The organism is Streptomyces racemochromogenes (genome assembly GCF_044129415.1).
GTDB lineage: Bacteria > Actinomycetota > Actinomycetes > Streptomycetales > Streptomycetaceae > Streptomyces > Streptomyces racemochromogenes_A.
In genome coordinates, this window is the sequence record NZ_JBBDHD010000272.1 from 1 (window position 1) to 2335 (window position 2335).

3 protein-coding genes are annotated in these 2335 nt (G+C 72.9%); all 3 read left to right on the forward strand.

The window, feature by feature from the left end:
* Nucleotides 1–867, forward strand: an 867-nt coding sequence (locus WDV06_RS36670; RefSeq protein WP_463668239.1) for an elongation factor 1-alpha C-terminal domain-related protein, incomplete at its 5' end; no start/stop codon positions are given.
* Nucleotides 868–869: 2 nt separating this feature from the next.
* Complete coding sequence (locus WDV06_RS36675) at nt 870–1997, forward strand: aliphatic sulfonate ABC transporter substrate-binding protein (RefSeq protein ID WP_395514130.1); 1128 nt, start codon at nt 870–872, stop codon at nt 1995–1997.
* Between the two features lie 6 nt (nt 1998–2003).
* The coding region (locus WDV06_RS36680; protein WP_395514131.1) for an ATP-binding cassette domain-containing protein at nt 2004–2335 on the forward strand (332 nt) is incomplete at its 3' end.

A 2335-nucleotide genomic window follows, 5' to 3' on the forward strand; every position in this document is an offset into this window, starting at 1 on the left:
GTCAACAAGATGGACCTCGTCGACTACCGGGAGAGCGTCTTCGCGACGATCGCCGAGGAGTTCACCGCCTACGCCTCGGAACTGGGCGTCCCCGAGATCACCGCCATCCCCATCTCGGCCCTCGCCGGCGACAACGTGGTCGAGCCCTCCGCGCACATGGACTGGTACGGCGGCCCCACCGTCCTGGAGCACCTGGAGACCGTCCCCGTCGGCGACGCCCTCACCGCCCCCGCCCGCTTCCCCGTCCAGTACGTGATCCGCCCCCAGACCGCCGACCACCCCGACTACCGCGGCTACGCCGGCCAGATCGCCTCCGGCGTCCTGCGCGTCGGCGAGGCCGTCACCGTCCTCCCGTCGGGCAGGACCTCGGTCATCGAGAGCATCGACGCGCTCGGCACCGGTCTGGGCCCCCACACGGCCGTCGACACCGCCTGGGCCCCCCAGTCCGTCACCCTCCGCCTGCGCGACGACGTCGACGTCTCCCGCGGCGACCTCATCGCCCCCGCCGCGGCCGCCCCCGCCACCACCCAGGACGTCACCGCCACCGTCTGCCACGTGGCCGACCGGCCCCTCAAGGTGGGCCAGCGCGTCCTGCTCAAGCACACCACCCGCACCGTCAAGGCGATCGTCCGGGAGATCCCGTCCCGGCTGGCCCTCGACGACCTCTCCCAGCACCCCGACCCCGGCAGGCTGTCCGCCAACGACATCGGCCGCGTCGTCGTACGCACCGGCGAACCCCTCGCCCTCGACGCCTACGCGACCTCCCGCCCCACCGGATCCTTCCTCCTCATCGACCCGTCCGACGGGACGACCCTGACCGCGGGCATGGCCGGCGAGGCCTTCGCCGAGACCGAACGGACCGTCTGACGATGTCCCCACCGCGCCCCCCGCGCCGCCGGCGCCGCCACCCCGCCGCCGCGGCCGCCCTCCTCCTGGCCTGCACCGCGGCCCTCGGCTCCTGCGGCTACGGCTCCCGCGCCGACCAGGCACCCGCCGCGGCCCAGGCCCCGGCCGCAGGGGCCGGCGCGAAGCTCTCGGCGGCCTCCGTGACGCTGGGCTACTTCCCCAACCTCACCCACGCCACCGCCCTGGTCGGCGTACGGGAGGGCCTGATCGGGCGGGAACTGGGCGGGACCGCCCTGAAGACCACCACCTTCAACGCCGGCCCCGCCGAGATCGAGGCCCTGAACGCGGGCTCGGTCGACATCGGGTTCATCGGCCCCTCGCCGGCCGTCAACGGCTACGTGAAGTCCGGGGGGCGCGGCCTGCGCATCGTCTCCGGCTCCGCGTCCGGCGGCGTCAAACTGGTCGTGAACCCGGAGAAGATCAAGACCCTCGACGACCTCAGGGGCAAGAGGATCGCCACCCCGCAGCTCGGCAACACCCAGGACGTGGCCTTCCTCGACTGGATCGCGTCCCGCGGCTGGACGGTGGACGCCGCCAGCGGCCGGGGGGACGTCTCGGTCGTCCGCACCAACAACACCATCACCCCCGACGCCTACCGCTCCGGCGCCGTCGACGGGGCCTGGGTGCCCGAACCCACCGCCGCCAAACTGGTGGAGGAGGGCGCCGCCGTCCTCCTCGACGAGACCGACCTGTGGCCCGACGGGAAGTTCGTCATCACGAACGTGGTCGTCTCGCAGAAGTTCCTCAAGGAACACCGCGACGTGGTCGAGGCCGTCCTGCGCGGCACCGTCCGGACCAACGAGTGGATCAACGCCGACCCGGACCGGGCCAAGGCCTCCGCCAACGCCGCCCTGGGCACCCTCACCGGCAAGGAACTGGAACCCGCGGTCATCGACCGGGCCTGGCCCTCGATCGTCGTCACCGACGACCCCCTCCCCGCCACCCTCCGGGCCCAGTCCGCCCACGCGGTCGCGGTCGGACTGCTGGAGAGCCCCGACCTGACCGGCATCTACGACCTCGGGCCGCTCAACAAGGTCCTCGGCTCCCTGCACAAGACCCCGTACCAGGACACCGACGATCAAGGGAGGTGAGCCGCGATGGCCACGGCACTCATCAACGCGGAGCACACCGCGGCGCTCACCCGGGCCGTCCGCACCGAGCACGTCTCGAAGTCCTTCCCCGGCCCCACGGGCCCCCAGCCGATCCTCGACGACATCAGCCTGGACGTCGCACCCGGCGAGTTCGTCACCCTCCTCGGCGCCTCCGGCTGCGGCAAGTCCACCCTCCTCAACCTGATCGCCGGCCTCGACACCCCCACCTCCGGCACCGTCACCACCGAGGGCCGCCCCGCCCTGATGTTCCAGGAGCACGCCCTGTTCCCCTGGCTGACGGCCGGGAAGAACATCGAGCTGGCGCTGCGGCTGCGCGG

What these genes read in the sequence shown, in the direction of transcription:
- WDV06_RS36675 (WP_395514130.1), top strand. Translation starts at nt 870, where the DNA reads ATGTCCCCACCGCGCCCCCCGCGCCGCCGGCGCCGCCACCCCGCCGCC.